This is a genomic window from Kosakonia quasisacchari (assembly GCF_004331415.1).
Lineage (GTDB): Bacteria > Pseudomonadota > Gammaproteobacteria > Enterobacterales > Enterobacteriaceae > Kosakonia > Kosakonia quasisacchari.
This window is the reverse complement of the sequence record NZ_SJOP01000010.1, coordinates 13,967-38,545: the sequence shown is the minus strand read 5'-3', so window position 1 is coordinate 38,545 and position 24,579 is coordinate 13,967. Positions and strand designations below refer to the sequence as shown.

Annotated in this window: 19 protein-coding genes; 4 read left to right on the top strand and 15 right to left on the bottom strand. The window is 53.7% G+C overall.

Annotated features, from left to right (window positions below; all coding sequences use genetic code 11):
• Positions 1-76: 76 nt before the first annotated feature.
• Together E0L21_RS12290 and queE are read right to left on the bottom strand one after the other, a co-directional pair.
• Positions 77-862 carry an SDR family oxidoreductase gene (locus tag E0L21_RS12290; protein ID WP_131410131.1) on the bottom strand — a complete coding sequence of 262 codons (786 nt, stop codon included), beginning with the start codon at positions 860-862 and terminating at the stop codon, positions 77-79.
• A gap of 218 nt (positions 863-1,080) precedes the next feature.
• Complete coding sequence (gene queE, locus E0L21_RS12285; protein ID WP_131409858.1) at positions 1,081-1,752, bottom strand: 7-carboxy-7-deazaguanine synthase QueE; 672 nt, start codon at positions 1,750-1,752, stop codon at positions 1,081-1,083.
• Between the two features lie 198 nt (positions 1,753-1,950).
• Between queE and E0L21_RS12280 the strand changes: the two genes are divergently transcribed.
• Positions 1,951-2,889, top strand: coding sequence for a TPM domain-containing protein (locus tag E0L21_RS12280; RefSeq protein WP_131409856.1), 939 nt, complete (start codon positions 1,951-1,953; stop codon positions 2,887-2,889).
• Between the two features lie 300 nt (positions 2,890-3,189).
• Complete coding sequence (locus tag E0L21_RS12275) at positions 3,190-4,299, top strand: SDR family oxidoreductase (protein ID WP_131409854.1); 1,110 nt, start codon at positions 3,190-3,192, stop codon at positions 4,297-4,299.
• Positions 4,300-4,365: 66 nt separating this feature from the next.
• Here the strand turns inward: E0L21_RS12275 and eno are convergent, their stop codons facing one another.
• The 5 genes from eno to rlmD all read right to left on the bottom strand — a co-directional run bounded on the left by eno (position 4,366) and on the right by rlmD (position 12,184).
• Positions 4,366-5,664 (bottom strand): phosphopyruvate hydratase, encoded by a 1,299-nt coding sequence (eno, locus tag E0L21_RS12270; RefSeq protein ID WP_131409852.1) that lies wholly within the window; start codon positions 5,662-5,664, stop codon positions 4,366-4,368.
• 81 nt (positions 5,665-5,745) lie between these two features.
• On the bottom strand, positions 5,746-7,383 hold the full coding sequence (gene pyrG, locus E0L21_RS12265; protein WP_131409850.1) for a glutamine hydrolyzing CTP synthase: 1,638 nt from the start codon (positions 7,381-7,383) through the stop codon (positions 5,746-5,748).
• 352 nt (positions 7,384-7,735) lie between these two features.
• Positions 7,736-8,527 carry a nucleoside triphosphate pyrophosphohydrolase gene (mazG, locus tag E0L21_RS12260; protein WP_131409848.1) on the bottom strand — a complete coding sequence of 264 codons (792 nt, stop codon included), beginning with the start codon at positions 8,525-8,527 and terminating at the stop codon, positions 7,736-7,738.
• A 65-nt stretch (positions 8,528-8,592) separates the two neighbouring features.
• The gene (relA, locus tag E0L21_RS12255) at positions 8,593-10,830 is read right to left on the bottom strand and encodes a GTP diphosphokinase (RefSeq protein ID WP_131409846.1); all 2,238 of its coding nucleotides are present in this window, start codon (positions 10,828-10,830) and stop codon (positions 8,593-8,595) included.
• Between the two features lie 52 nt (positions 10,831-10,882).
• A complete protein-coding gene (rlmD, locus tag E0L21_RS12250; RefSeq protein WP_131409844.1) occupies positions 10,883-12,184 on the bottom strand; it encodes a 23S rRNA (uracil(1939)-C(5))-methyltransferase RlmD in 1,302 nt (433 codons plus the stop codon).
• Positions 12,185-12,241: 57 nt separating this feature from the next.
• On the opposite strand from rlmD, the gene barA reads away from it, so the two are divergent.
• Positions 12,242-15,010, top strand: a complete 2,769-nt coding sequence (barA, locus tag E0L21_RS12245) for a two-component sensor histidine kinase BarA (RefSeq protein WP_131409842.1) — start codon at positions 12,242-12,244, stop codon at positions 15,008-15,010.
• A 159-nt stretch (positions 15,011-15,169) separates the two neighbouring features.
• Here the strand turns inward: barA and E0L21_RS12240 are convergent, their stop codons facing one another.
• The 8 genes from E0L21_RS12240 to syd form a co-directional block, all read right to left on the bottom strand.
• Complete coding sequence (locus E0L21_RS12240; protein WP_131409840.1) at positions 15,170-16,309, bottom strand: glycerate kinase; 1,140 nt, start codon at positions 16,307-16,309, stop codon at positions 15,170-15,172.
• Between the two features lie 87 nt (positions 16,310-16,396).
• On the bottom strand, positions 16,397-17,737 hold the full coding sequence (gene gudD, locus E0L21_RS12235; RefSeq protein ID WP_131409838.1) for a glucarate dehydratase: 1,341 nt from the start codon (positions 17,735-17,737) through the stop codon (positions 16,397-16,399).
• Between the two features lie 19 nt (positions 17,738-17,756).
• Positions 17,757-19,097 (bottom strand): enolase C-terminal domain-like protein, encoded by a 1,341-nt coding sequence (locus E0L21_RS12230; protein WP_131410129.1) that lies wholly within the window; start codon positions 19,095-19,097, stop codon positions 17,757-17,759.
• Positions 19,097-20,452: an MFS transporter gene (locus E0L21_RS12225; RefSeq protein ID WP_131409836.1), complete on the bottom strand. Its 1,356-nt coding sequence runs from the start codon at positions 20,450-20,452 to the stop codon at positions 19,097-19,099. The genes E0L21_RS12230 and E0L21_RS12225 overlap by 1 nt, the downstream gene beginning before the upstream one ends.
• 378 nt (positions 20,453-20,830) lie before the next feature.
• Complete coding sequence (locus E0L21_RS12220; RefSeq protein ID WP_131409834.1) at positions 20,831-21,280, bottom strand: flavodoxin; 450 nt, start codon at positions 21,278-21,280, stop codon at positions 20,831-20,833.
• Between the two features lie 5 nt (positions 21,281-21,285).
• The gene (truC, locus tag E0L21_RS12215; protein WP_131409832.1) at positions 21,286-22,080 is read right to left on the bottom strand and encodes a tRNA pseudouridine(65) synthase TruC; all 795 of its coding nucleotides are present in this window, start codon (positions 22,078-22,080) and stop codon (positions 21,286-21,288) included.
• On the bottom strand, positions 22,080-22,409 hold the full coding sequence (locus tag E0L21_RS12210; protein WP_131409830.1) for a YqcC family protein: 330 nt from the start codon (positions 22,407-22,409) through the stop codon (positions 22,080-22,082). The genes truC and E0L21_RS12210 overlap by 1 nt, the downstream gene beginning before the upstream one ends.
• A 631-nt stretch (positions 22,410-23,040) precedes the next feature.
• On the bottom strand, positions 23,041-23,586 hold the full coding sequence (syd, locus tag E0L21_RS12205) for a SecY-interacting protein (protein WP_131409828.1): 546 nt from the start codon (positions 23,584-23,586) through the stop codon (positions 23,041-23,043).
• Positions 23,587-23,655: 69 nt separating this feature from the next.
• Between syd and queF the strand changes: the two genes are divergently transcribed.
• A complete protein-coding gene (gene queF / locus E0L21_RS12200; protein ID WP_131409826.1) occupies positions 23,656-24,501 on the top strand; it encodes an NADPH-dependent 7-cyano-7-deazaguanine reductase QueF in 846 nt (281 codons plus the stop codon).
• Positions 24,502-24,579: the final 78 nt, after the last annotated feature.

Genomic DNA, 24,579 nt, shown 5'->3' with positions numbered 1-24,579 from the left:
CTTTCGTACCGTCAACCTGCGAGCCTACCAGGCATGCGGGTTGACGGCACATTTGCCCCCGCACACGCCGGTGTATTTAACGCACCAGATAACCGCCATCGACGACTAATAAATGCCCATTAACAAAATCCGAGGCGCGGCTGGCGAGAAAAATTACCGCGCCCATTAAATCCTGCGTATCTCCCCAGCGCATAGCCGGCGTGTGATCAATTCCCCATTTATATTGCTTACGATCTTTGCGAATTATTTGCGTGATATCCGTGGAAAAATATCCCGGCGCAATACCATTTACCTGAATATTAAATTGCGCTAATTCGTCACAATAGGCTTTTGTTAAACCAGCCAGCGCATGTTTTGTCGCGGAATAGGCAGGTGATCCCTGCTGACCTAAAAATGAACGCACGGAACAAATATTGATAATTTTACCGCGAAGATTTTTCGCCATCACTTTTGCAGCTTCATGACATAATTCAAAGGCAGCCGTTAAATTAACGCTAATCATCGGATCCCAATCGGCGCGATTAAACTCCCAGACATTATTCATTTTGCAGATGCCTGCATTATTCACCAGAATATCAACCGTACCGAAGCGCTCACAGCAGGCGCTGATTATCTTTTGCGGCGCCCCTTCGGCGGTAATATCAACTTCCATAAATTCAACATCTACGCCCTGCTGCTTAATGGCTTCTTCTGTTTCCCCGCCATCCGAGGTAATTGCGGGAATAAAAACATTTGCCCCTGCCTTTGCCAGCGCGACGGAAAAGGCCTGCCCTAATCCACTATTACCGCCAGTGACAATGGCGGTTTTGCCCTGTAAGGAGAAAAAGTCCAGCGAAAAATTATTAATTGACCTGATTGACATTGCGTGTTCCAAAATCCTTTTAGAAAAAAAGCAACGCCTCGTAATAATGAAGCGACCTTTTGCAATATTTAAATATCGTGACCGGACGTTTTCTAACACAGATAAATAAAATGACACTTGATAAAGGTCAAAGTTAAATTATCACGAGAATTCACTTCGGAATAATCACTTTCGATTTCCCTTTCTGGATTAAAAAACCCGCCAGCGGCGGGTTTCTATTAAGCAATATTGAGGTATTTGTGTGTCTGCATCGACAGCCGCCAGTTGCGAGCGATACAGGTTTCAATACACAAGCGTGTCGCATCCTCTTTCTGGCTTATCGGCTGTAAGGCGATCACCCGCTGTTTATCATCGTGCAATTGAGCCAGCAGCTCGTCCAACGCTTCAATATCGCGCAGGCGACCAACAGGGTGCTTAATTTCATCGGCGCGTTCCAGCGCCTGCTGGAGTACATCATAGCCGCCGCGCATATTCACTTTCGGCGATACGGTGACCCAGGTGGCGTGCGACGTACGAACATCGTGCGTGCCGCTGGTTTCAATCTGACAGCTAAAGCCGTTGTGCTCCAGCAGCATGGTCAGCGGGGTGAGATCGTGAATACAGGGTTCACCGCCGGTGATGACCACATGGCGCGCTGTCCAGCCCTGACGCTGGATAATGGCGAGCAGATCTTCGCTGCTTGCCGCGCCCCATTTGTCGCTCTCTTTGGTCTTCGCGAGAATGCTGTACAGCGAAACCTCCCGATCCTCGAGCTTATCCCAGGTGTGTTTGGTATCGCACCAGGCGCAACCCACCGGGCATCCCTGTAAACGAATAAAAATGGCGGGAACGCCGGTGAAGTAACCCTCGCCTTGCAGGGTCTGGAACATCTCGTTAATCGGGTACTGCATCGTCGCTCTTATTACCAGGGAAAAACGCCATTATTGCAGATAACCCTCAAGGGATCATGTGCCATTTGCGCCGCGCACGGCGGCTCTTTAAACCGCTGATAATGAAAACTATCAGTTATGGCAAATTGTCATTACCCGCTATCAGCCGCTATCCTATGACGGTTCTTTCCCAGATTTTGCCTCGCAAGGATGATGTAAATGGCGCGCATATTGGCACTGCTGCTGGTGCTGAGTTTTACCCTTCCGGCGCTGGCTGTGCCTGTTCCACCGATGAATGGCGTGGTTAACGATGCCGAAAATCAGTTAAGCCTTTGGCAGCGTAAAGCGCTAACCCAGCAGGTAAGCGACCTGAATGCCCGCACGGGTACGCAAACCGCCGTATTGCTGGTACCAACGACAAATGGTGAAACTATTGAGCAGTTCGCCAACGCGGTGTTTCACCGTTGGCAGCTTGGTGATGCCCAGCGTAATGACGGCGTATTGCTGCTGGTCGCCTGGCAGGACCGGAAAGTGCGTATCGAGGTGGGAACGGGTCTTGAGGATATGCTAACCAACGCACTTGCAAAGCAAATTATTGATGAATACATGATTCCAGCCTTCAGACAGGATGACCTGAATACCGGGATTGTGCGCGGCGTTGAGGGGATCACCACCGTGCTTGCCAGCCAACCACTGCCCAAAGCGCAGTCCCCTTCGTTTTTTCAGCAAATGGCAGCTTGGTTTTCTCTGTGGAAGAGTTTGATTGTGTTGGCGGTGGTGATCATTGCCCTGACGGTTAAGGGTAACATTCGCACACTAGCTGGACTGTTTCTTATCGCCTGCCCTCTGGCCGTGATTTTGTTCGCGTTCAGTGAACAAAACCCTTTGCTGCTGCCTTTTACGATATTCTGCGCCGCCGTGCCCATTTTTATTTTGCTGATGATTTTGTGTGTATGGTTGATTTACCCGCAACGGCTTACCGCCGCAGGCCGGCAAAAATATCGTGAGAGCAGGCAACTGAGTCAGTTTCGCGGAGGCGAGACCAGCACCGACACACCCCATTACACCAGCAGCGAGAGTTCCAGCCATAACAGTAGCGACAGCTCCAGCGGTGGTGGCGGTTCGAGTGACGGCGGCGGTTCTTCGGGAAATTGGTAAGCCGTAAAATCGCAAAAGAAATGATGTAACAAGATATTATTTATTTTATATTTTGAATTATATTTACTGATAATTAGCAGGCTAACAAAATAAAAACAATCCATTAAAAATCATTGAGATAAATATTTTACGACGCGTTACGGAATCTTTTTATTTTATCGGTTGTCATAGGCAAATCCCCTGCGCTTTATTCCTTAAAACCAGCTTAAGAAACCCCGCTTTTGTACTTCATTTTATTGATATGGCGTTTAGCTTTCTGTGCCTACAATCCGCCAGAACAACCATGATGAGAAAGCGTTGATGAATACATTATTGATTACGGGTGTCACTGGGTTTCTTGGCGGGGCGGTATTAGAAAAAGTTCTTAACGACAATGTACCGATGAATTTATTGCTGCTGGTTCGGGCCGAAGATAGCGAAGCCGGGCTTGCGCGCGTTAAAAGTAATATGCGCAAATTCAACTTCGGTGAAGAGGTACTGAACTCGCTTTCGACGTCGCAGATCCTGCTCGGCGATTTGGGCGAACCAGAGGGTTTTATTGCCGATCCGCGCCTGGAAAAGGTAACCCACGTGCTGAACTGCGCGGCGGTGGCCTCTTTTGGTAATAATCCGCTGGTCTGGAAAGTCAACGTGGAAGGCACGCTGGCCTTTGCACGCCGGATGTCGCAAGTTGCCGGGTTACAGCGTTTTCTACACGTTGGCACCGCGATGTCTTGTACCCCGGAGCCGGATTCACTGGTACCGGAAAGCAGCGAGTTTCGCGAGAATGCCGAGCACCTGGTGACCTATACGCACTCCAAATCCACTATCGAACAACTGATGCGCAAAGAGTGCCCACAGTTGCCGCTGGTTATTGCACGTCCATCTATTGTCGTCGGCCACACCAGCCACGGCTGCACCCCGTCTACCAGCATCTTCTGGGTGTTCAGCATGGGGCTGATGTTGCAAAAATTTATGTGTTCACTGGAAGATCGCGTTGATGTGATCCCGGTGGATTACTGCGCCGACGCGCTGCTAATGCTGCTTAGCGGACAGATTGCTCAGGGTGAAGTGGTGCATATTTCCGCCGGTGAAGAGAATAGCGTACGCTTTGCCGATATCGACCGGGCAATGGCGCTGGCGCTGGAAAAAGCGCCGGTTGGCGATAAATACGCGCAGGTTAGCTATGAAACGCTGGTAAAAATGCGCCGCGAGCTGAAGGATATTTTCGGGCCGTGCAATGAGCGCCTGATGTTGAAAGCGATGCGTCTTTACGGTGCGTTTGCCACACTTAATGTGCGTTTCAGCAATGATAAGCTGCTCAGCATGGGGATGCCGAAGCCGCCGCGCTTTACCGACTATATCGCCCGCTGTGTACAGACAACGCGCGGACTAACGATTCCGCAACAGATGGAAGTCGATTTTAAGTAGTCGAAAAATAACCAAAAAAAATGCCAGTCAACTGACTGGCATTTTTATTTGATCAACGCTTAGCGATTACGCCTGGCCTTTGATCTCTTTACGACCGTTGAACGGTGCTTGTTCACCCAGCGCTTCTTCGATACGAATCAGCTGGTTGTATTTAGCAACGCGGTCAGAACGGCTCATAGAACCGGTTTTGATCTGGCCTGCAGCGGTACCAACAGCCAGGTCAGCGATGGTAGCGTCTTCAGTTTCGCCAGAACGGTGAGAGATGACAGCAGTGTAGCCAGCGTCTTTCGCCATTTTGATCGCAGCCAGAGTTTCGGTCAGAGAACCGATCTGGTTGAATTTGATCAGGATGGAGTTAACGATGCCTTTTTCGATGCCTTCTTTCAGGATCTTGGTGTTGGTTACGAACAGGTCGTCGCCCACCAGCTGGATTTTGTCGCCCAGCACTTTGGTCTGGTATGCAAAGCCATCCCAGTCAGATTCGTCCAGGCCATCTTCGATGGAAACGATCGGATACTGTTTGGTCAGATCTTCCAGGAAGTGAGTGAACTCTTCAGAGGTGAACGCTTTGTTGCCTTCGCCAGCCAGAACGTATTTACCGTCTTTGTAGAACTCAGATGCTGCGCAGTCCATCGCCAGAGTGATGTCTTTGCCCAGCTCGTAGCCCGCAGCTTTAACCGCTTCAGCGATAACAGCCAGTGCTTCTGCGTTGGAACCCAGGTTCGGCGCGTAGCCACCTTCGTCACCCACAGCAGTGTTCATGCCTTTGGATTTCAGCACTTTCGCCAGGTTATGGAACACTTCTGAACCCATACGTACAGCTTCTTTCAGGGTTTTCGCGCCAACCGGCTGAATCATGAATTCCTGAATGTCGACGTTGTTGTCAGCGTGCTCGCCACCGTTGATGATGTTCATCATCGGAACCGGCATAGAGTATTTGCCCGGGGTGCCGTTCAGTTCAGCGATGTGTGCATACAGCGGCAGGCCTTTAGAGGCAGCAGCAGCTTTAGCAGCAGCCAGAGAAACAGCCAGGATTGCGTTCGCGCCGAAGTTGGATTTGTTTTCGGTACCATCGAGATCGATCATGATCTTGTCGATGCCAGCCTGGTCTTTGGCGTCTTTACCCAGGATTGCCTGAGCGATCGGGCCGTTAACCGCACCAACCGCTTTCAGTACGCCTTTACCCATGAAACGGGATTTGTCGCCATCGCGCAGTTCCAGCGCTTCGCGGGAACCAGTGGAAGCACCTGACGGCGCAGCAGCCAGACCTACGAAACCACCTTCCAGGTGTACTTCGGCTTCAACAGTCGGGTTACCACGGGAGTCGATGATTTCACGACCGATGACTTTAACGATTTTGGACATTAGGTTTTCCTCAGTACAAGTTAAACTAAAACTCCAGACAAACAACGCGCACCGATGGTACGCGTTGCTGTTGTAACTTTTTTACTTCGCCTGGCGCTTCTGATACTCGCTGGCGGCTTTCACAAAACCGGCAAACAGCGGATGTCCATCACGCGGCGTAGAAGTAAATTCCGGGTGGAACTGACAAGCGACGAACCAGGGATGATTCGGCACCTCGATGATCTCGACCAACTGATCATCCCCGGAACGGCCCGCAACACGCAGACCCGCAGCTTCGATTTGTTTCAACAGCATGTTGTTGACTTCGTAACGATGGCGATGGCGTTCAATAATGGTTGGTGTGCCATACAGTTGGCGAACCAGACTGTCATCACCAAGCTGGCACTGCTGTGCGCCGAGGCGCATAGTGCCACCGAGATCGCTCTTCTCCGAACGCTGCTCGACATTGCCTTCTTCGTCACGCCATTCGGTAATAAGCGCCACAACCGGGTATTTACAGTCTGGCACAAATTCCGTGGAGTTGGCGTTCTCCATCCCAACCACATTACGTGCGAACTCAATCAACGCAACCTGCATACCCAGGCAAATTCCCAGGTAAGGAATATTGTTTTCACGCGCGTAGCGCGCGGTGGCGATCTTGCCTTCCACACCGCGGTAGCCGAAGCCGCCAGGGATAAGAATGGCATCGAGACCTTTCAGGATCTCTACGCCGCGCGTTTCAACATCCTGCGAGTCAATCAGCTTGATGTTGACGGTTACGCGGTTTTTCAGGCCACCGTGTTTCAGTGCTTCAATAACCGATTTGTATGCGTCCGGAAGTTCAATGTACTTACCGACCATACCAATGGTGACTTCGCCTGACGGATTCGCTTCTTCGTAAATCACCTGTTCCCATTCGGCCAGGTTTGCTTCCGGACAGTTCAAGCTGAATCGTTTACAAATATAATCGTCCAGCCCCTGAGATTTCAACAGGCCCGGGATTTTATAAATAGAATCGACGTCTTTCAGAGAAATCACAGCTTTTTCTGGAACGTTACAGAACAAAGCAATTTTCGCACGTTCATTAGCAGGAACCGCGCGATCGGAACGACAAATCAGAATATCTGGCTGAATACCGATAGAGAGCAGCTCTTTCACAGAGTGCTGCGTCGGTTTAGTTTTCACTTCACCCGAAGCTGCCATATAAGGCACCAGCGTCAGGTGCATGTAGAGAGTGCGCTCACGGCCAACTTCTACCGCCATCTGACGGATAGCTTCAAGGAACGGCAGGGATTCGATATCACCAACGGTACCGCCGATTTCCACCAGCGCAACGTCATGGCCTTCGCCACCGGCAATAATGCGTTCTTTAATCGCGTTGGTGATGTGTGGAATAACCTGTACGGTTGCGCCCAGATAGTCGCCGCGACGCTCTTTACGCAGAACTTCGGAGTAGATTCGACCAGTGGTGAAGTTGTTGCGACGGGTCATTTTAGTGCGAATAAAACGCTCGTAGTGACCCAAATCCAGATCGGTTTCAGCGCCGTCTTCGGTAACGAACACTTCACCATGCTGGATTGGACTCATTGTCCCTGGATCGACGTTGATGTACGGATCCAATTTCATCATGGTGACGTTGAGGCCACGGGCTTCAAGAATAGCTGCCAGGGAGGCTGCGGCAATGCCTTTACCCAGAGAGGATACGACCCCGCCGGTCACAAAAATATAGTTCGTTGTCATGCTGAACCTGAGAAGTTAGGTTTAAAAGACGATGGAATAACCAGGACGGGAAAGCAGTATACCCGATGATGGCTTACGCCACAAACTTTCATTGCCCCTCTCCTCTGTTCTTCAGGCCGCATCTGCATTGGCTTCTTGCACTCACCTCAGACTTGTTGTGTTTTGCAGCGTCTGAAGATTCGCTCGGTTGCCGCCTTGCTGCGACCCGAATTACTCGAAGAGGCGATTCTCAAGGCATTTCAACAAACTTAAGGAGTGTGAAAATAGCCACTTTTGGGTAAATGTTTTTGACGTAAATCAAGCGCTTGTTATTTAAAAAATCACACAAATCGCGCTTACTAGAACAAATGCTTTAAAGATCATGTTCCTGGCGTTTTACCAGTTGCCAGACATTTTCCATTGTTTCCAGATCTACACCTGTCATTTCCAGACCGCGTTCGCGCACAATGCGCTCAACTTCGCGGAAACGCCGCTCAAATTTAAGGTTGGCTTTTTGCAGCGCCACTTCTGCTTTGACGCCAAGATGGCGCGAAAGGTTGACGGTGGCAAACAGTAAATCGCCGACCTCTTCTTCCAGTTTCGCTTCGTCTACCACCGCTTGTTTGGCTTCATCCATGACTTCGTCGATCTCTTCATACACCTTGTCGAGCACCGGGCCGAGCGAAGTCCAGTCAAAGCCGACGGTCGAGCAGCGTTTCTGAATTTTGTGCGCACGCATCAGCGCAGGCAGACTGTGGGGAATATCGTCCAGCGCTGAATGCTGAGATTTTTCCGCGCGCTCTTCGCTTTTAATTTGCTCCCACCGCACCAGCACTTCCGTGCTGTTTCCCGCGTGTGCGTCACCGAAAATGTGCGGATGGCGGCGCTCCAGCTTGTCACTGATGGCGGCGCAAATATCGTTGAAATCGAAACGCCCCTCTTCCTGGGCCATCTGCGCATAAAAAACTACCTGGAACAGCAGGTCACCCAGCTCACCGCGTAAGTCGTCGAAATCTTCCCGCGAGATAGCGTCCAGCACTTCGTACGTCTCTTCCAGCGTGTAGGGCGCAATGGTGGCGTAAGTCTGCTCTTTGTCCCATGGGCAGCCGGTTTTCGGGTCACGCAGACGTTGCATAATCCCGAGCAGACGATCGATTTGAGTCATGAGAAATCCCTGATAATAAGTGTTGAGCCTCGCCCAACAAAGGCGAGGCTCGGGTGAAGAGAAAATCAGCTACCGTGCAGGCGGCGAGCGTCGATAACGTCCGGCACCTGGTTGAGTTTGCCAAGCACGCGGCCCAGCACTTGCAGGTTGTAGATTTCGATATTCATATCAATGGTGGCCAGTTGTTCTTTGGTGTCGCTGCGACTGGCGACGCCGAGCACGTTCACCTTCTCATTGGCGAGAATCGTGGTGATGTCGCGCAGCAGACCGCTACGGTCGTTCGCGGTGACGCGCACCACCAGCGAGTAACCCGCCGAATAACTTTCTCCCCAGACAGCATCAACGATACGTTCCGGCGCCACGTTACGCAGCTCTTCCAGCTGATCGCAATCGGCGCGGTGAATAGAGATCCCACGCCCCTGAGTGATAAAACCGACGATTTCATCGCCCGGGATCGGCTGGCAGCACCGCGCGATATGGTGCATCAGATTACCTACGCCTTCGACAACGACGCGGCCATTGTCTTTACTGCGGCTTTGCGGCGTGTACGTTTTCTGTTGCAGTTGCTTCAGCGCGGCGGCGTCCTGCTCCTCTGCGCTCGGTTTGTTGAACTGCGACTGCAGGAAATTCACCATTTGATTGAGACGGATATCCCCGCCGCCAATCGCCGCCAGCAACTCGTCCAGCTCGTTAAAGTTGTAGCGCGGCAGCAGGAATTTTTCCGCCTCTTTCAGGCTGATACCAAGATGCGCCAGTTCATCATCGAGTATCTGACGCCCCGCAAGAATGTTTTTGTCACGATCCTGTTTACGGAACCAGGCGTGGATCTTCGAGCGTCCACGGCTGGTGGTAACGTAACCCAGGTTCGGGTTCAGCCAGTCGCGGCTTGGGTTCGGTTGCTTCTGGGTGATAATTTCGATCTGATCGCCCATCTGCAACTGGTAGGTGAACGGCACGATGCGTCCGCCAATCTTCGCGCCGATGCAACGATGTCCGACATCGCTGTGAATATGGTAGGCAAAGTCCAGCGGCGTCGAGCCAGCAGGCAAGTCCACCACATCGCCTTTCGGAGTAAAGACATACACGCGGTCATCGAACACCTGGCTGCGAACTTCGTCGAGCATCTCGCCGGAATCGGCCATCTCTTCCTGCCAGGCGATCAGTTTACGCAGCCATGCGATGCGGTCTTCGTGCGCCGAACGCGGGCTGCCAACGGTCGCGGTACCCTCTTTGTACTTCCAGTGAGCGGCGACGCCAAGCTCTGCATCTTCATGCATCTGGCGGGTACGAATCTGGATTTCAACGGTTTTCCCGCCTGGTCCAAGCACCACTGTATGGATAGACTGGTAACCGTTCGGCTTTGGGTTTGCGACGTAGTCGTCAAACTCATCCGGCAGATGGCGGTAATGGGTGTGCACGATCCCCAGCGCAGCGTAGCAGTCCTGCAAACGTTCGGCGACAATACGCACGGCGCGCACATCAAACAGCTCGTCAAAGGCGAGATGCTTTTTCTGCATTTTGCGCCAGATGCTGTAGATGTGTTTCGGGCGACCATATACTTCAGCCTTCACCCCTTCGGTTTTCATCTCCGAACGTAAATGGCCAACAAATTCGTCGATATAATGTTCGCGATCGATGCGACGTTCGTGCAGCAGCTTAGCGATGCGTTTGTACTCGGCCGGGTGCAGGTAACGGAAGCAATAATCTTCAAGTTCCCATTTAAGCTGCCCGATGCCCAGCCGGTTCGCGAGCGGCGCATAGATATTGGTACACTCTTTCGCCGCCAGCACGCGCTCATCTTCCGGCGCATCTTTCACTTCACGCAGGTGAGCAATACGCTCCGCCAGCTTGATAACCACGCAGCGAAAATCATCCACCATCGCCAGCAGCATACGACGAACGTTATCGACTTGTTCGGAGGAGACGGAATCTGTATGGGTGGCTTTCAACTGGCGGATAGCCGCCATATCGCGCACACCATGAATCAGGTTGACGACCGACGTGCCGACGCTTTCGCGCAGCACCTCCTCGCTGACCACTTCTGCATCGGCCAGTGGGAACAGTAGCGCCGCGCGCAGCGTGTCGGTATCCATGCTCAGCATGGAGAGGATTTCCACCATCTCCACGCCGCGCCACAGCAGTAATTCCGCGTTCGGATGTCCCTGTGTTTGTCGCAGACAATATGCCCAGGTTTCGGTTAAGCGTTCACACGACGGCTGACTGGTGATCCCCAGACTCGCGATCCATTTGGCCGGATCGAATTCACCCGCTTTGTTCAAATGCGCACTGCGTACCGCAACCATTGTCCTCTCCTTTCAGGGACCGGGCCTGTCGAACTCGACAAGCCGAAATTAATCATTTGTGATTCACAAACAACACCATCGATTCCAGGTGGCCAGTGTGCGGGAACATGTCCAGCATCGCCAGCCGCTGGATCTGGTAACCCGCATCCAATAGCGCTTCACTGTCGCGGGCAAGCGTGGCGGGGTTACAGGAAACGTACACCACTCTGCCCGGCGATAATTTTATAATATGTTGCATCACCCCAGCAGCGCCTGCACGTGCCGGGTCGAGTAAAATTTTGTCAAACCCACGGCTCGCCCAGGGCTGTTTCGTGACATCTTCCTCCAGATTTTCATGAAAGAATGTCACATTCTGCAAGCCATTCTGTTGCGCGTTATCCTGCGCTTTCGCCACCAATTCGGCGACGCCCTCCACGCCGACCACGCTGGCCGCACGTTTTGCCAGCGGTAGTGTGAAATTGCCCATGCCGCAGAACAGATCCAACACCCGGTCGCTGGGCTGTACATCAAGCCACTCCAGTGCGCGCGCCACCATCTGTTGGTTCACACCATCGTTAACCTGAATAAAATCCCGCGGGCTGAACGTTAAGCGTAGCCCGTCAGAGCTGTACCAGGGAGATTCTCCGCTAACCTGTTCTAGTATCTCGCTTTGTGGCGCGAGATACAGAGAGAGTTCCTGAGAATGCGAAAACTGTTCCAGTTTTTCTCTGTCTGTTGCACTTAATGCCGCGGTATGACGCAAAACCATTAATGGGCCATTATCGGCTTCCACCAACTCAACATGTCCAAGCTGACGCACGCCCTGTAACCCACTCAGACATTCATGTAGCGGCGCAAGTAATGCCTCAAGACGAGGCACCAACACCGGGCAACGCGTGACATTAATAATGTCGCTGCCGCCCGCTTTGCGAAACCCCATCTCCAGGCATTGGCCTTTGGGCTGCCAGCTCAGGCTGAGCCGCGCGCGGCGGCGATACCCCCAGGGTTCGCTGGCGATCACTTCATCAACATCCTGCTTCATCAAACGCGCCAGCGCCGCGCTTTTGCTGCGCTGTTGCAGGGCAACACTGGCATGCTGTTGCTGGCAACCACCGCAGACGCCAAAATGCGAACACAGCGGCGTAACGCGCTCGTCGCTATCATTAAGGCGGCGTTTCACCTCACCGCGCGAAAACTGTCGCTTATCCTCTTTAAGCACAATTTCCGCCGTTTCGCCGGGTAAAAGCCCTGGGATGAACAGCGCTTTCCCATGATGGCGCGCAACCCCCTGCCCAAAGGGATCAAGGTCAGTTACTGTTACGGTTACTTTCTGACTAGTCGTCACACGTCGTTTTGCAGAGTAGAATTGCGCCATTGCAGGGATTTATCTCATTTACAGATTAATGGCCTAATTCTCCCATAACGGAACTCCATGACCAACTACAGCTTGCGCGCACGCATGATGATTCTGATTCTGGCGCCCACCGTGCTTATCGGTGTGTTGCTCAGCATCTTCTTTGTCGTTCATCGCTATAACGATTTGCAGCGTCAACTGGAAGACGCTGGTGCCAGTATCATTGAGCCGCTGGCGGTCTCCAGCGAATACAGCATGACGTTGCAGGACAAAGACGCGATTGGCCAACTGGTGAGCGTGTTGCATCGCCGCCATTCCGATATTGTGCGGGCAATTTCCATTTACGATGGGCAGAATAACGTATTCGTTTCCTCTAATTTTCAACTCGATGGCGACGATCTCCGGCTGGCGGAAGGGCAACCTTTCCCGCGCAAACTCAGCGTGACACGGCGCGGCGATGTGATGGTGCTGCGCACGCCAATCCTCTCTGAAGGCTATACGCAAACCAACACGGCACTACCGGCGGATAAAATCACCGGCAACATGCTCGGTTATGTGGCGCTGGAGCTGGATCTCAAATCGGTACGTTTGCAGCAGTACAAAGAGATTTTTATCTCCAGTCTGATGATTTTGTTCTGTATTGGCATTGCGCTGATTTTCGGCTGGCGCTTAATGCGCGATGTAACCAGCCCGATTCGTAATATGGTGAACACCGTGGACCGTATTCGTCGCGGGCAGCTCGACAGTCGCGTCGAAGGCTTTATGCTCGGCGAGCTGGATATGCTGAAAAACGGCATCAACTCGATGGCAATGTCGCTGGCGGCTTACCATGAAGAGATGCAGCACAACATTGACCAGTCCACTTCCGACCTGCGCGAAACGCTGGAGCAGATGGAGATCCAGAACGTCGAGCTGGATCTGGCGAAAAAACGCGCCCAGGAAGCGGCGCGTATCAAATCTGAGTTTCTCGCCAATATGTCCCATGAGCTGCGCACGCCGCTGAACGGGGTGATTGGCTTTACCCGACTGACGCTGAAATCTGAGCTCAATCCCACGCAACGCGATCACCTGCTGACTATCGAACGTTCGGCAAATAACCTGCTGGCGATCATTAACGACGTGCTGGATTTCTCCAAGCTGGAGGCGGGCAAGTTAATTCTGGAAAGCATTCCGTTCCCGCTGCGTAATACGCTTGATGAAGTGGTTATCCTGCTGGCGCATTCGGCTCACGACAAAGGTCTGGAACTGACGCTGAATATTAAAAACGATGTGCCGGATAACGTGATTGGCGACCCGCTGCGTCTGCAACAGGTGATCACCAATCTCGTCGGTAACGCCATCAAGTTTACCGAACATGGCAATATCGACATTGTGGTTGAGAAGCGCGCCATCAGTAACAATAAAGTGCAAGTTGAGATGCAGATCCGCGATACGGGCATCGGCATCCCCGAGCGCGATCAGTCGCGGCTGTTCCAGGCATTTCGCCAGGCAGACGCCAGTATCTCTCGCCGCCACGGCGGTACCGGGTTGGGGCTGGTGATCACTCAACGGCTGGTCAATGAAATGGGCGGGGATATCTCCTTCCATAGCCAGCCAAATCGCGGCTCCACCTTCTGGTTCCACATTAATCTCGATCTCAATCCAAACGCTATCAGCGAAGTGCCCGCCACCGGCTGCCTGGCGGGCAAACGCCTTGCCTATGTCGAGCCCAATGCGACTGCCGCACAAAGTACGCTGGACGTGTTGCACGAAACACCGCTGGAGGTCATTTACAGCCCGTCGTTCTCGGCGCTGCCACAGGCGCATTACGACATTCTGCTGATGGCTATTCCGGTGACGGTGCGTGAGCCGCTCAACATGCAGCACGACCGCCTCGCGCGGGCCGCCGCAATGACCGACTACCTGCTGTTAGCGCTGCCCTGTCACGCTCAGGTGAACGCCGAAGAGTTGAAACAAGACGGCGCGGCGGCCTGCCTGCTAAAACCGCTGACCACGACCCGTCTGCTGCCCGCACTCACGGAATATTGCCGTGCGACCCGCATCACGCAGACTCAGCCAGTGGATGAAACAAAACTGCCGATGACGGTCATGGCGGTGGACGATAACCCGGCCAACCTGAAGCTCATCGGCGCACTGCTGGAAGATCAGGTGCAACATGTCGAGCTGTGCGAAAGCGGTATACAGGCCATCGAGCGAGCCCGACAACTACAGTTCGATCTGATCCTGATGGATATTCAGATGCCGGACATGGATGGCATTCGCGCCTGCGAGCTGATTCGCCAGTTACCGCACCAGCAGCAAACGCCAGTAATTGCCGTTACTGCTCACGCGATGGCCGGGCAAAAAGAGAAACTGCTCAGCGCCGGGATGAACGATTATCTGGCGAAGCCTATCGAAGAGGATAAGTTGCGCAGCCTGCTGCGGCGCTATAAACCCGGCCAAAATATCGGCAGTTGGCTGATACCGCCGGAACAGGCGGCGACACCCGCGAACATCGTGGTTGACGCCGACACCACGCTCGACTGGCAACTGGCGCTGCGCCAGGCGGCCGGGAAAACGGATATGGCGCGCGAAATGCTGCATATGCTGGTCGAGTTTCTGCCGGAGATCCGCAATATGGTGGAAGAACAGTTGGTTGGCGAAGCACCACAAGGGCTTTCTGAAGGGATCCATAAGTTGCACGGCAGTTGCGGTTATAGCGGCGTACCGCGGCTGAAAAACCTCTGCCAGTTGATTGAGCAGCAGTTACGCAGTGGCGTTGCAGCCGAAGAGCTGGAGCCGGAGTTCCTGGAACTGCTCGATGAGATGGATAACGTCACGCGCGAAGCACATAAATTGCTGGGGTAGCCAGGCGCATGACTGTCGGTGGGTGTTTAGATTATCAACACATTGGTTATCCACTATTTGATGGCCAACACGTTGATTATCAACTCAAACCAGCGCGAAGCCAGTGAGAAGGCATTGATATAAGCCCGGTAAGCGTGCATGCCACCGGGCGGTTTGCGGTTACAGTTTTTGCCCAGCTTTCAGCACCGCCGCCACGTTGCGCGCGGTCATGCGGACATTTTCTCCGGCGTTTTCCAGCGCGTCTTCCAGCGAGCAGACTTTGTAGATCACACTGAACACCGCATCGATACCGTGATCGTATACCACGCCAACATCGGCGGTCAGGCTGCCGGCAATGCCGATCACTGGAATATTATGTCGCTTCGCCACTTTCGCTACGCCGACCGGCACTTTGCCGTGCACCGTCTGGCTATCAATACGCCCTTCGCCAGTAATCACCAGGTCTGCGCCAATCACGTACTCATCCAGCGCCAGCGCATCGGTGACGATCTCTATTCCCTGGCGCAGTTCTGCGCCGCAAAACGCATACAGCGCCGCGCCCATCCCACCTGCCGCACCGCCGCCCGCCAGGTGCAGCACGTCCAAATCCAGGTCGCGGGCAATAAGCCGCGCATAATGTCCGAGCGCTTTATCGAGCCTGTCGATCATTTCCGGCGTCGCCCCTTTCTGCGGGCCAAACACCGCCGAAGCGCCCTCTTTTCCGGTCAGTGGATTGGTCACGTCACATGCCACTTCGATACGGCACTCAGCAAGGCGTTTATCCAGGTGCGCAGTATCAATACGCGCCAGCGTTTCCAGCGCCGCGCCGCCAAGGGCAATCTGCTGGCCTTTCTCATCCAGTAGCTTTGCACCCAGAGCCTGCACCATGCCTGCCCCACCGTCATTGGTTGCACTGCCGCCAATGCCAATGATGATATGTTTTACGCCCGCGTCCAGCGCATGGCGAATCAACTCGCCGGTACCCCACGAAGTAGTGATGAGCGGATCGCGTTTAGCGGGTGGCACCATTTCCAGCCCGCTGGCGGCGGCCATTTCGATAAAAGCGGATTGCTCGTCGCCAGAAATCCCATAGAACCCTTCAACCTGCTCGCCGAGCGGGCCTTTTACCGCGACCTTAACGATACGCCCATTGGTAGCGGCGACCATGGCTTCAACCGTCCCTTCGCCACCGTCCGCCACCGGTATTTTAACGTATTCCGCCGTCGGGAAAATTTCACGAAAACCGCTCTCAATCGCGGTCGCCACATCCAGCGCACTTAAACTTTCTTTATAAGAGTCTGGTGCGATCACAATTTTCATAAGCCATCCTTACGCATATTCACCGCTTTAAGCATACACCCAGGAAAGATGAGGAAATGCCAGCCCCCGCAAGGACTGGCAATTTCATCAACGCACCATGCACGGACGTTTGTTATCAAATTTCCAGTCCGGGATCAGGTATTGCATTCCCATTGCATCATCACGCGCACCGAGGCCGTGTTTTTGATACAGCTCGTTAGCTTTCATCACCTGGTCCATATCCAGCTCTACGCCAAGACCCGGTTTGTTCGGCACCTGCACCATCCCGCCTTTGATTTCGAACGGCTGTTTAGTCAGGCGTTGGTTGCCCTCCTGCCAGATCCAATGTGTATCGATAGCGGTGATATTACCCGGTGCGGCAGCGGCGACATGGGTAAACATCGCCAGCGAAATATCAAAGTGGTTATTTGAGTGCGAGCCCCAGGTCAGACCGAACTCGTGGCACATCTGCGCGACACGCACCGAACCCTGCATGGTCCAGAAGTGCGGATCCGCCAGCGGGATATCCACTGATTGTAATGAGAGCGTATGGCCCATTTGACGCCAGTCGGTGGCGATCATATTGGTGGCGGTCGGCAGGCCGGTCGCGCGGCGGAACTCCGCCATCACTTCACGACCGGAGAAGCCCTGTTCCGCGCCACACGGATCTTCCGCGTAGGCCAGTACGCCTTTCAGATGCTTACCGATTTTGATCGCTTCCTCCAGCGACCAGGCACCGTTTGGATCGAGCGTGACGCGCGCCTGCGGGAAACGTTTTGCCAGCGCGGAAATCGCTTCAGCTTCTTCCATTCCGGCCAGTACGCCGCCTTTCAGTTTGAAATCGTTAAAACCATATTTCTCATACGCCGCTTCCGCCAGGCGTACCACGCGATCCGGCGTCATTGCCTCTTCGTGGCGTACGCGATACCAGTCACATTTCTCATCCGGCTGGCTCTGGTACGGCAACGGTGTTTTTTTGCTGTCGCCAACGAAGAACAAGTAACCGAGCATCTCAACTTCGCTGCGCTGTTGGCCTTCGCCAAGCAGGGACGCGACGTTCACACCGAGGTGCTGACCGAGCAGGTCGAGCATCGCCGCTTCAATGCCGGTCACCACATGGATCGTAGTACGCAGATCGAAGGTTTGCAGGCCGCGGCCACCGACATCGCGGTCGGCAAAGTTGCTGCGCACGGTGTTGAGGATATTTTTGTACTCACCCAGCGTCTTACCCACCACCAGCGGGATGGCGTCTTCCAGTGTTTTACGGATTTTCTCCCCGCCGGGGATTTCACCGACGCCGGTATGGCCGGCGTTGTCTTTAATCACCACGATATTGCGGGTGAAGAACGGGGCGTGCGCACCGCTCAGGTTCATCAGCATGCTGTCGTGGCCCGCAACCGGGATGATTTGCATGGAGGAGACAACGGGAGTCGAACTGTATGTGCTCATTTTTAATCCTTTTGGTCTATCAATGACGTCCAAAAACGGGGCGTTTTTTGTCAAACGTCCAGCCAGGGATGAGATACTGCATCGGGCCTGCGTCATTGCGCGCGCCGCCGGGCAGCTTCTTGTATGTCGCGTGCGCTTTTTCGATTTGCGTCCAGTCGATCTCTACGCCAAGGCCTGGCGCATCCGGCACGGCGATTTTTCCCTGACGGATCTCCAGCGGTTGTTTGGTCAGACGTGCGTCGCCCTCCTGCCAGATCCAGTGCGTGTCGATGGCGGTCGGCGTTCCTGGCACCGCAGCGCCAACATGGGTGAACATCGCGAGCGAGATGTCGAAATGGTTGTTAGAGTGGCAACCCCAGGTTAATCCCCAGTCGTCGCACAGTTGCGCCACGCGTACCGCGCCGGAAAGCGTCCAGAAGTGCGGGTCCGCCAGCGGAATATCCACCGCGTTTAACATCACCGCATGGCCCATTTCACGCCAGTTGGTGGCAATCATATTGGTGGCCACCGGCAAACCGGTCGCTCGGCGGAACTCCGCCATCACTTCACGCCCGGAAAAACCCTGTTCCGCGCCGCACGGATCTTCTGCGTAGGTCAGCACGTCATTGAGGCCTTTGCACAGACTGATGGCTTCGTCGAGCAGCCAGGCTCCATTGGGATCGACAGTGATGCGTGCCTCCGGGAAGCGTTTCTTCAGCGCCCGCACGGTGTCGATCTCTTTTTCACCCGGCAGTACGCCGCCCTTGAGTTTGAAATCTTTAAAGCCGTAGCGATCCTGCGACGCTTCTGCCAGACGAACGACTGCATCGCTGTTCATCGCTTCCTGATGACGCAGGTGATACCACTCGTGGCTACCAGGCGTCGCCGCCAGGTATGGCAGATCGGTTTTGGTGCGATCGCCAACATAAAACAGATAACCCAGCACCGTCACCGCATCGCGCTGTTTGCCGGGGCCAAGCAGCTCGCACACCGGGACATTCAGCGCTTTACCTAACAGATCCAGCAGGGCGGCTTCCAGCGCCGCCACCGCGTTTACGCGCAGTTCAAAGGTCCAGGCACCTTTGCCGAAAGTATCGAAATCCGCGGCCTGGTTGCCTTTGTGTACGCGCTGCACCACTTTGTTTAGCCGCGCAACTTCCTGGCCGACCACCATCGGTGTGGCATCGACCAGCGTTTTGTAAATCACTTCGCCGCCCGGCGCTTCACCGACGCCAGTATTACCGGCGTTGTCGGTGAGCACCACGATGTTGCGGGTGAAGTAAGCGTTATGCGCGCCGCCGATGTTCATCAACATGCTGTCATGCCCGGCAACGGGAATGACTTTCATCTCTGTGATGGTGGGGCTTGCTTGTGTGTTCATCATTCACGTCCTGTCACAGGTTTCAGTACGATACGCTTGATATCACCCACCAGAACCAGGTAACTCAGTACCGCCACCAGCGCATGGATACCGACATAAATCAGCGCGCCGTTAAACGAGCCAGTCGTGCCAACAATGTAGCCAATGGCAATTGGCGTTACGATGCCGGAGATGTTGCCGAACATGTTGAACAGGCCGCCGCTCAGGCCGCTTATCTCTTTCGGCGCGGTATCTGCCATCACCGCCCAGCCCAGCGCACCGATACCTTTACCGAAGAAGGCCAGCGCCATAAAGGCGATGATCAGCGTTTCGGAGTCTGTGTAGTTGCAGAACACCATGCTCATGGAGAGCAGCATCCCCAACACGATTGGCGTTTTACGCGCCAGATTCAGTGAACCGTAGCGGCGCATTAACCAGTCGGAAATAATCCCGCCCAACACGCCACCGACAAAGCCGCAGATCGCCGGGATTGAAGCAACAAATCCCGCTTTCAAAATCGACATCCCGCGCGCTTGCACCAGGTAAACCGGGAACCAGGTAATAAAGAAATACGTCAGGGCATTGATACAGTACTGGCCGAGGTAGACGCCGATCATCATGCGCGAACCCAGCATCTGCTTGATTTGTGCCCATTTTTCTGAGAACGGAACATGCTGAGCACTTTTCGCCTGATCCATGTTGATCAGCGCGCCACCTTCGGCAATGTATTCCAGCTCTTTCTTGTTCACACCAGGATGCTGGTGCGGCTCGTGGATCATTTTCTGCCACAGGAAGCTGATGAAAATGCCGAGACCGCCCATAAAGAAGAACACATGTGACCAGCCCACTGCATGCGTCAGCCAGCCCATGATCGGGGCGAATATCACCGTCGCGAAGTATTGCGCGGAGTTAAAAATCGCCACCGCCGTGCCCCTCTCCTGCGCCGGGAACCAGGCCGCAACGATGCGGCTATTACCAGGGAAGGAAGGTGATTCGGCCAAACCGACCATAAAGCGCAGGGTGAAGAGCGCAACGATGATGCCAAAGCCGCTAAAGATGTCGACAAAACCTTGCAACAAGGTAAACAGCGACCAGGTGAAGATAGACCAGAAATAGACGCGTTTTGATCCGAAGCGGTCAAGCAACCAGCCGCCCGGTATCTGGCCAATCACATAAGCCCAGGAAAACGCGGAGAAAACATACCCCATACCGACCGGATCCAAACCTATCGCTTTGGACATCTCCGAACCGGCAATCGACAGCGTGGCGCGATCGCCATAGTTGAAGGATGTGACGATAAACAGCATCACCACTATCCAGTAGCGGGCGTTGGTACGCTTTTCAGCGCCGCTCGCCGCCTGGCTAAATGTACTCATGGTTGTACTCCCGAAGCATAAATGTTCTTTTGTCCATTCATCCTGTACGGCGCAACCTGTAGGGGAAGACAGGATGATGTCATTGTGTTTTTGCCGCTCCTGCCGGGTTTGCCACATCCGGCGGGCCGCGTTTTTTTAACTGGCGAGAAAAGTATATGAAGCCCCTTTTCAACTCTCACCGTGCAACAACACAACATTCGTAAGACGCGGCTATTCCCTTTAAGGCATTAGCCCAGGCGGATGGGGAGTACTTCACGGAAATGAAAAGGAACGTAACCGAAGGCGGTTAAAAGAGAGGCAGCATTAAAGAGTGTGAAATGCGTCGCTTGACGCGGCAAAAAGAGGGTTTTCCTCTCCGCTTACGGAGAGGAAAAAAGGCTATTTAAGCAGGGTCGCCCAGTGTTCAACCCACGGATTAGAAATGGTTTCGGGTTCCGGGTCTTCGCTGGCGTCAATCAGCAACATTTCGCCGATACGCTGCGCGCCTTGCTCTTGTAACAGCGCATCGAACTGCTTACCCCCGCCGCAGAAATGGGTGTATGTGCTATCGCCCAGGGCAATCACGCCATAGTGCAGATCGGGCTGATAACCCACGGTATCGCGCAGATAATGGAACAGCGGCGCAATGCTTTCCGGCAAATCGCCCTGACCGGTCGTGGAGGTCACTATCAGCGCGTAATTGCCTTTGTTGTTTTCCCAGTCGCTGGCTTCGGGATCTTCAATTACCGTCGCCTTGTGGCCCTGCGCCTGTAAAATCTCCTGCGCTTCTTCCGCCACCAGCAGCGAATTGCCGTACATGGTGCCAACAAAAATTCCGACCTTCGCCATGCTCATCACTCCTTGCGTGATTCCAGATTGCCCTCATCCTGGCGGCTCACTGGCAATAACTCAACCCTTTCATTTTCAGGGAGAAGCCCGCGCCAGCCAAAGTGCGACAGCGCGCCCATCCAGGTTTCATCCAGCCCGGCGCGAATCGTTAACGGCTCGCCGGTAAACGGGTGCGTGAGCGTTAACTGGCTGGCATGCAGCATCAGGCGGTTACAGCCAAAGTGTTCCGCCGCGCTACGATTTTGCCGCAAATCGCCATGTTTACTGTCGCCAATAATCGGATGGCGCAGATGCGCCAGGTGGCGACGTAATTGATGCTTGCGGCCCGTTTTTGGCTCCAGTTCGACCAGGCCATAACGCGTGGTGGGAAATTTGCTCGTCGCCACCGGCATTTCGCACGTAGCAAGGCCACGATAGTGCGTTACGGCAGGCTGCGCGTCTTTATCGGCGCGGGCGAATTTATCGGCCACTTTATCCAGCTCTTCGACCAGTGGATAATCAAGCAACGCCTCTTCCATCAGCCAGCCACGCACAATGGCGTGATAACGCTTTTGAATCTGATGTTGCTCAAATTGCTGCGATAAGCGGCGACCGGCCTCGCTGGATAAGCCCATTAACAACACGCCGGAAGTGGGCCTGTCGAGGCGATGCGCGGTAAAAACGTGCTGGCCGATTTGGTCACGCACGGTTTGCATGACCACCACTTTTTCATCGCGATCTAACCAGCTACGGTGCACCAGCCAGCCGGAAGGTTTATTCACCGCAACCAGCCACTCATCCTGGTAAATAATTTCCAGCATTAGGCGTCTTCGCCGCTGAACAGCGCGTCGAGCTGCTGTAAATGCACCAGCATCACTTCACGGGAGGGATGGGTCGCCTCAAGGGCAATTTCATAGTACGGCGCAACGGCGAATGCCTGCGGCAACGGCTGCTGGCCATCCAGCAAAGCATGCATGCGAGGAATGAGCACCCATTGCAGCCATTCGAATGGCTCCAGGGTGTCCATACAAAAAGGCTGTGTGCTTTCGAAGGCGCTTGCTGCGGGTGCGTGGGTTTGCCACAGATTGTGCTCGCGCAGTTGCGCTTCGAGAAGATGAAGTTGCTCACGCACGCGTTGATGTTGAGTCATGTAAACCCCCGGAATAATCAGACTGGCGCGCAGCATACCAAAGAGCGGAACAAATAAAAAAAGGGAGCACTGTAAAAACAGTGCTCCCGGTTCGTTTCGCAGCAGTCCCGCTACTCGTGTGCTCCCTGCTCATCCTTGAAAACTTTTCCTGCGGTCTCCTGACCCGTTCATCCTTAAACAGCGCATCTTGCTCACACCACCCCGATGTGACCTGGCCTCATCCGTAAAGCGTGTCCTGGATCTTCCTGATCTGCCAGGTATCCTTACCGGCTCTCATTCTCCGTCCTGGAGGTGTCCGTTAACGCATTCCAGCGATGTCCCCTTGCTTCGTCCTGAAGCCTATCCTTGCAGCACCGTCCTGGTGAGTCCTCGAAACAACATCATCCTGATGTACGCTTCGTTGTCAGACTCCGTGTCGACTCAGATAGAATTACTGATTCTGCCGCGTCTTACAAGAATACTTAACGCAAATTCACCTTTGAACGAAGCCCTAAAATAGCAAAGGTTTTAGATTAACCTCATGATTTAGAATCATTATGAATGAGAAACCGCATCAGATGTATGGGAAAAGACCTGGCGATCTCTTACAGGTCGCGTAAGAGATCTCTCACAAGATGAGTAGTATAGAGGATTACACAACGGGTTCGAGTTGGTCGAGAAATGCCGCCAGGTTTGGGGCAAGAACGGTGCGCTGGCGCGTACCCAGCGTCTCTTTCACCACTTCGCCGCTCAGGTTACACAACGAAATCACATCCAGTTCGCTGTCGAGCGTAGCAATAAAAAGTGTAGGTGATAACTTCAGTCTTTTCTGCGTAACCAGGTGACCAATCAGATTTTCCTGCATACGCACGAAGTCATCCTCACTCCACGTTTGCAGCAGCGTCAGCGTCAGTTCGCCAAAACGCGCAGCCATATCACCGGCAAATTGTGTGGTGTAAAAGGTATGGAGCGGCGTTTGTACCACAATTTCCATGGCCTGTTCAATTGGGTTTACATTTCGTTCTGGCACGAACGGTTTTGGCTGCCAGATAACGTACTTGTCGGTGGAAGAAATAATGCACGGCGAGGGAATACCGTAAAGTTCTTCGCTTTGCGGCCAGCTATCTCGCTGTTCGTGCCACACATTACAATACCGTTCCGTAAAGGCTTTCAGGGCATGCGCCGTCTCTTTTTCCACCGATTTCTCTCTTCACATAAGCCAGGATAAACTCTGCGTCATAGTTTACCTGCAAAATGGCGATGAAACATGTCCTCTTATGATAACCACCAGGCGCTGGCTGGCCTGACGCTTGGCAAAACCACCGATTACCGCGACACCTACGACGCCAGCTTATTACAGGGCGTTCCCCGTTCGTTAAACCGCGATCCGTTAGGCTTAAAAGCCGAGAGTCTGCCTTTTCGCGGCGCGGATATCTGGACGTTGTATGAACTCTCCTGGCTTAACGCGAAAGGTTTGCCGCAGGTGGCGGTTGGCCACGTTGAGCTGGATCACGCCAGCATCAATCTGGTGGAATCAAAAAGCTTTAAGCTCTATCTCAACAGTTTTAACCAGACTCGTTTTGCCAGTTGGCAAGAGGTGCATGACACTTTACAGCGCGATTTGAGCGCCTGCGCCCAGGGTCATGTCAGCGTGGTGCTGTACCGCATTGATGAGCTGGAAGGGCAGCCTGTCGCCCATTTTCACGGCACCTGCATCGACGACCAGGATATCGCGATCGAAAGCTACGACTTTGACGCCGCTCTGCTAACCGATGCCGCCAGCGGTAAAGTTGTCGAAGAGACGCTGGTCAGCCATTTATTAAAATCGAACTGCCTGATCACCCACCAGCCGGATTGGGGCTCGGTACAAATCCAGTATCACGGCGCGAAAATCGATCGCGAAAAATTGCTGCGCTACCTGGTCTCTTTCCGCCATCACAATGAATTTCATGAACAATGTGTCGAACGCATTTTCACGGACATTCAACGTTTCTGCCAACCGGAGAAACTGAGCGTGTACGCGCGCTATACCCGACGCGGCGGGCTGGATATCAACCCATGGCGCACCAATACCGACTTTGTTCCGGCTACCGGGCGATTAGTGCGCCAATAAAACACAACATTTTACTACTCTGCGTGGAAGATCCCACGCGGCAGGTTGTTAAACGTCATAAGCCAGGGCTATTGTAAT

What these genes read in the sequence shown, in the direction of transcription:
- E0L21_RS12290 (WP_131410131.1), bottom strand. Translation starts at nt 862, where the DNA reads ATGTCAATCAGGTCAATTAATAATTTTTCGCTGGACTTTTTCTCCTTA.
- queE (WP_131409858.1), bottom strand. Translation starts at nt 1,752, where the DNA reads ATGCAGTACCCGATTAACGAGATGTTCCAGACCCTGCAAGGCGAGGGT.
- E0L21_RS12280 (WP_131409856.1), top strand. Translation starts at nt 1,951, where the DNA reads ATGGCGCGCATATTGGCACTGCTGCTGGTGCTGAGTTTTACCCTTCCG.
- E0L21_RS12275 (WP_131409854.1), top strand. Translation starts at nt 3,190, where the DNA reads ATGAATACATTATTGATTACGGGTGTCACTGGGTTTCTTGGCGGGGCG.
- eno (WP_131409852.1), bottom strand. Translation starts at nt 5,664, where the DNA reads ATGTCCAAAATCGTTAAAGTCATCGGTCGTGAAATCATCGACTCCCGT.
- pyrG (WP_131409850.1), bottom strand. Translation starts at nt 7,383, where the DNA reads ATGACAACGAACTATATTTTTGTGACCGGCGGGGTCGTATCCTCTCTG.
- mazG (WP_131409848.1), bottom strand. Translation starts at nt 8,527, where the DNA reads ATGACTCAAATCGATCGTCTGCTCGGGATTATGCAACGTCTGCGTGAC.
- relA (WP_131409846.1), bottom strand. Translation starts at nt 10,830, where the DNA reads ATGGTTGCGGTACGCAGTGCGCATTTGAACAAAGCGGGTGAATTCGAT.
- rlmD (WP_131409844.1), bottom strand. Translation starts at nt 12,184, where the DNA reads ATGGCGCAATTCTACTCTGCAAAACGACGTGTGACGACTAGTCAGAAA.
- barA (WP_131409842.1), top strand. Translation starts at nt 12,242, where the DNA reads ATGACCAACTACAGCTTGCGCGCACGCATGATGATTCTGATTCTGGCG.
- E0L21_RS12240 (WP_131409840.1), bottom strand. Translation starts at nt 16,309, where the DNA reads ATGAAAATTGTGATCGCACCAGACTCTTATAAAGAAAGTTTAAGTGCG.
- gudD (WP_131409838.1), bottom strand. Translation starts at nt 17,737, where the DNA reads ATGAGCACATACAGTTCGACTCCCGTTGTCTCCTCCATGCAAATCATC.
- E0L21_RS12230 (WP_131410129.1), bottom strand. Translation starts at nt 19,097, where the DNA reads ATGAACACACAAGCAAGCCCCACCATCACAGAGATGAAAGTCATTCCC.
- E0L21_RS12225 (WP_131409836.1), bottom strand. Translation starts at nt 20,452, where the DNA reads ATGAGTACATTTAGCCAGGCGGCGAGCGGCGCTGAAAAGCGTACCAAC.
- E0L21_RS12220 (WP_131409834.1), bottom strand. Translation starts at nt 21,280, where the DNA reads ATGGCGAAGGTCGGAATTTTTGTTGGCACCATGTACGGCAATTCGCTG.
- truC (WP_131409832.1), bottom strand. Translation starts at nt 22,080, where the DNA reads ATGCTGGAAATTATTTACCAGGATGAGTGGCTGGTTGCGGTGAATAAA.
- E0L21_RS12210 (WP_131409830.1), bottom strand. Translation starts at nt 22,409, where the DNA reads ATGACTCAACATCAACGCGTGCGTGAGCAACTTCATCTTCTCGAAGCG.
- queF (WP_131409826.1), top strand. Translation starts at nt 23,656, where the DNA reads ATGTCCTCTTATGATAACCACCAGGCGCTGGCTGGCCTGACGCTTGGC.